At 65.1% G+C, this 3,828-nt stretch carries 5 protein-coding genes; all 5 read right to left on the bottom strand.

Annotated features, from left to right (window positions below; genetic code table 11):
* Positions 1-231: 231 nt before the first annotated feature.
* Positions 232-456: a helix-turn-helix transcriptional regulator gene (locus QZV94_RS23775; RefSeq protein WP_293682755.1), complete on the bottom strand. Its 225-nt coding sequence runs from the start codon at positions 454-456 to the stop codon at positions 232-234.
* A 384-nt stretch (positions 457-840) separates the two neighbouring features.
* Positions 841-1,089, bottom strand: a complete 249-nt coding sequence (locus QZV94_RS23770) for a hypothetical protein (RefSeq protein WP_293682753.1) — start codon at positions 1,087-1,089, stop codon at positions 841-843.
* Positions 1,090-1,375: 286 nt separating this feature from the next.
* Positions 1,376-2,230, bottom strand: coding sequence for a PEPxxWA-CTERM sorting domain-containing protein (locus QZV94_RS23765; RefSeq protein ID WP_293682751.1), 855 nt, complete (start codon positions 2,228-2,230; stop codon positions 1,376-1,378).
* Positions 2,231-2,607: 377 nt separating this feature from the next.
* Positions 2,608-2,922, bottom strand: coding sequence for a hypothetical protein (locus tag QZV94_RS23760; RefSeq protein WP_293682749.1), 315 nt, complete (start codon positions 2,920-2,922; stop codon positions 2,608-2,610).
* A 676-nt stretch (positions 2,923-3,598) separates the two neighbouring features.
* On the bottom strand, positions 3,599-3,828 hold a 230-nt coding region (locus QZV94_RS23755), incomplete at its 5' end, for a hypothetical protein (RefSeq protein WP_293682747.1).

Raw genomic sequence — 3,828 nt, 5'->3', positions numbered from 1 at the left:
ACCTGCGCCGCGAGGATGAGCTGCCCTCGTTCGACGCCGCCGGCGAGCGTGGGTGGCAGTCCTGACAGCATGGGGCCGGCGGCTTCGATCGCATGACGGCGGGCGCCAGGAACCGGCGGCGCGGCCGGCGAGTTAGGGTGGGCGTCGGGATGGGGTCCGTCCCAAACTGTCCTCCGCCTTCGCCGGCGCCCCGACACAGAGCCCTCGGCGTTCTCCCGCCGGGGGCTTTCCCTATCCCTCCAATTCCTCAAGCAAGCGACCGACCGGTACCTGCAGGCACCGGGCGAGCTGCACCAGCATCGCAGCCGAAATACTCGTCTGGCCTGTTTCGTACTTGTGCACCTGCTGAAGGCTCACACCGCAACGTTCGGCCACCTGCGCGAGCGTCAGGTCTAGCTCCCGCCGTCGCAGGGCGAGCCTCTTGCCGATGGTCGAGTTCAGATCTTCACGGGTCACCCGACACCGTGGCTCAGCGAACCTGAATGCTCTGTGTACGGGTTGCGTGAATCTTGAGCGGCGCGGACCGCGAAGCCGCCCGGTGGTACGCTGCGGGGTGGAGCGATCAGCTGATGAGTGTTTCGCCCGAGTGACCCGTCCGGCGCGCTAAGCCATCTTGCCTCGCCAGCGCGCCTTCCCGTGCGCCCTGGCATGAGCCCCACCCCTCGGCTCCCCTCCGACAAGCTTAGGGGGGTGGGGCTCCTCGTTCGAAGCGGCGGCGCTTGTTCTTTGCGGGTCGGCACCACATGCGCCTCGCGCGGCGGCGGAATGCACCCCATCGCTAGCGCGTGCCCCACCCCGATGCCCCCCACAACCTGAGGGGTGGGGCAACCGTCGTGCTCGTCAGGCGGGCATCCACGCAGGCTCCTCGTCGAGGTGCCAAGCCCCCAGCCAGTGAACGTCCTCATCGGTTCCACGACCGACGAGTAGCGAGGTTCTCCCGCGGAGGGTGCTCGCCTCCGACGCCACCAAACGTCCCGATGCCGCTATGGCCGTGGCGTCGTCAGGATAGCGAACCACCTTCGTCCATCGCGGCGCCAGTCCGCCGACGACGATCTGCAACGTGTACTCGGTGTCGATGCTGGAGTTCACCACGGCACCTTAGTGCAGCGAAACTGAACGCTTCGTGCAAGACGTGCAGAGTGGCCACTGCCCCGGAGGGGGCGTCAACGTCGCCTAAGCCCCGCCCCCCTATATTGCCTCGACGATCTCGCACGTTCGCGGAGGAGCCCTGTGCTGACTTCACGCCGCTCACCTGCCCGGCGGCGGCGCCGGGCGCGCCAAGTCGAACTCGCAATCCTCGCAGCCTACCCGGTGGGCGCGACGTTGCTTGGGATCGCAGTGGTCAAGGCGTTCCGGCGTGCTGGCGATGGCGAGGCTACGCGGCGACCGCTCTCCGGCGACGCAGGCTCGCTCCCGCAAGACCGAAACCGCCGATCATCAGGGCCCAGGTGGCAGGTTCTGGCACGGCGACGGCGTAACTGTAGTCGGAGTCTGTTGATGAGACGGTCGCCCCGCCCACCAGTCGCCCGTTGGCATCCAAGACCCTTGCAGGGCCCAGCGTGGCCGTGTGTGCGAAGTCAGAAATTGCCCCTGCGCTAGACCCCGCCGCCCCTAAAACACCCGCTGCCGCCCCCAGATATAAGGTTGCGTCAAATGGAGTTCCAAAGGTGAATTGCAGTCCTATGCTGGCCGAGTCATCCACGCTTTTAGTGTCATCTGAGACCCCGTAAAGCTGGTCAAGTGAGAACAGTTGAGACTGCGGCGACGTATCGGAGCAACCTATGTAGTCTTCACAAACGACCGCGTAAACACTTGTGCCGTAGCCTCCTCCGTCGCCGCCAAGACCTGCGAGGATGCCGTCATAGTCCAGTTGGAATAGTATAGTTCCGCTGGAGCCCGTCAGGCCGTCGCTACTTATGACGATATGATCCCTGAACCCGGCCAGAGAATACGAGAGCACAAACTCGTCAGTATGCGTCGTCGTTAGGGTCCCTGAAGCACTGGCGTCCGCACGCAGGACGATGCCAGCATCACCAAGGGTGGCCTTGCCGTGGGTGTTCAGCGTCACTCCCGAGGATACGCCGGTAAATTCCGTCGTCGCTTCGCTCGGGTGCCAATCGAACACGCCGTCAACTGGGGAGGAGCCTGAGTACGCAAACAACTCAATCGCGGCGGCCGGTTGGGCGAGTGCGGCGACGAAAGCACCAAGTGCTACTAAGCGGATGGTCATTGATCCTCCCCGAGACACCCCGTTGACCGAACCGTGTCACGAAAGAAGGAAGGCTCTCACGGGACTCTCCTCAGAGGCGAGTGGGCAACCGCGAGCCACCAGCGCCCGCGACTGCCATCGGGCTGGCCGTCACCCTACTGGGCGCCGACCGTCCTTTCGGCAAAAGGGGTCGCGCAAGCTTCCGCAGCGCTCGGCGAGAGGTCCCCACTCTCCTAGGTGACCTTCGGAAGTATCGTCAGCAGGCTTGGGTGATGGCGGTCCGGCGCGAGGTCAAGACCGCCAGCCCGTCCCTCCGGAACGCCGTGAACAGGATGCCGCGGACTGGGTTCGGGCAAGGTAGGCACCGGCCGTTCGCGGAACCCGCCTCATCTCGTCGCTTAGCTCACCCCATTGCTTACCAGGACAGGCTTGTAGCCCGCGACGAGGTCCTCGTGCTCCGCCGTCCGTACAGCCCGGGCTACGTTGAGCCGAGTAAATACGTGCGTCGCGCCGAGGGCGGCAACTTTCGGCCATTCCAGGCGCGCTTGGGAAAGGTCGTTGGTGGCGCCTACCAGCAGCACTTGGAGGCTATCCGGCTCGACCTTGAGGAACACGTAGTTGCCCGCGACCGGTAGGTGCGAGGCCCCGTCCACCCAGACACGGAACCGATATGTCGCGCCGGAGGCGCCCTTCAGGTCGAGGAAGTCATTCATGCGAACACCAGATCAATGAGCGGCGTGGCGTAAATCGGGCGGCGAATCCGCGTCGACTCGGACCACTGATGCGTTTGCTACCAACGCCCCTATCGGAGGTCCGCTCATGCCGAAATCACCGGATCGATTTCTAGAGCATCGGACGTCCATCTCTAGGAAGGCTGCGCTTGGGCGCGTGTTCAATGTGACTCGCGAGACGTGGTGCATGAGGGATGATCCGCAGTTGGTCAGCCCTCGGGCCGAGCTGCTTGTTAGCGGACGCACCGCATCGGACGCTGCAGATATAGCACGAGAAGCCGCCGGGTCTTTCCATCGACATGGCTTTCATAAGCCGTCAGCTTCGTGGTGGGCGGCGGACGACAGACTCTTCCACCGCTTTATCGTCCACGCTGATGAGGCACATGGCGCGATCGCCCTCGCACTGGTGTCCGGCCTCGCCGCCCTCGCCGCGCTGTCGCTGAGCCGCAGGCGGCGCAACCCGCCAAGGACGCGCACCAAGGCCGCGGCTCACCACAGGATGCCTTGGTAGAGCCACCGACTGCGCGTGGGAAAGCCGTCCAATTTCGATCGGCAAACAGGCGGACGTTGGCCGTCACCGACCGCGGCGCCGCGCCCGAACACAACAAGCCCGTCGGCGCGAGGAAGGCAGTCAAGTCTTGCCCGTGGCGACGCGACCTCACGCCGCGGGCATCCGGGCAGGCCGGCGGGCGAGCCGCTCAGGCAGGCCTGCGACGAAGGCCCACACCTGGCGAGGGCCGTTCAGGACTCCACTCGCCAGGCTGCCGAGGCGACTCGCGATGAACTTCAGGGGCTTGATCTTGACCGTATTTTGGGGGGGCCTCGCAACCTCCAGCGTCGGGTCGACGTCCAGCGAACGGCTCGCGTCAGACAGAGGAACCTGCGTCG

It is taken from the genome of uncultured Phenylobacterium sp., assembly GCF_902826855.1.
GTDB lineage: Bacteria > Pseudomonadota > Alphaproteobacteria > Caulobacterales > Caulobacteraceae > Phenylobacterium.
The sequence above is the reverse complement of the archived record's forward strand: the minus strand, read 5'-3'. Positions and strand labels throughout refer to the sequence as shown.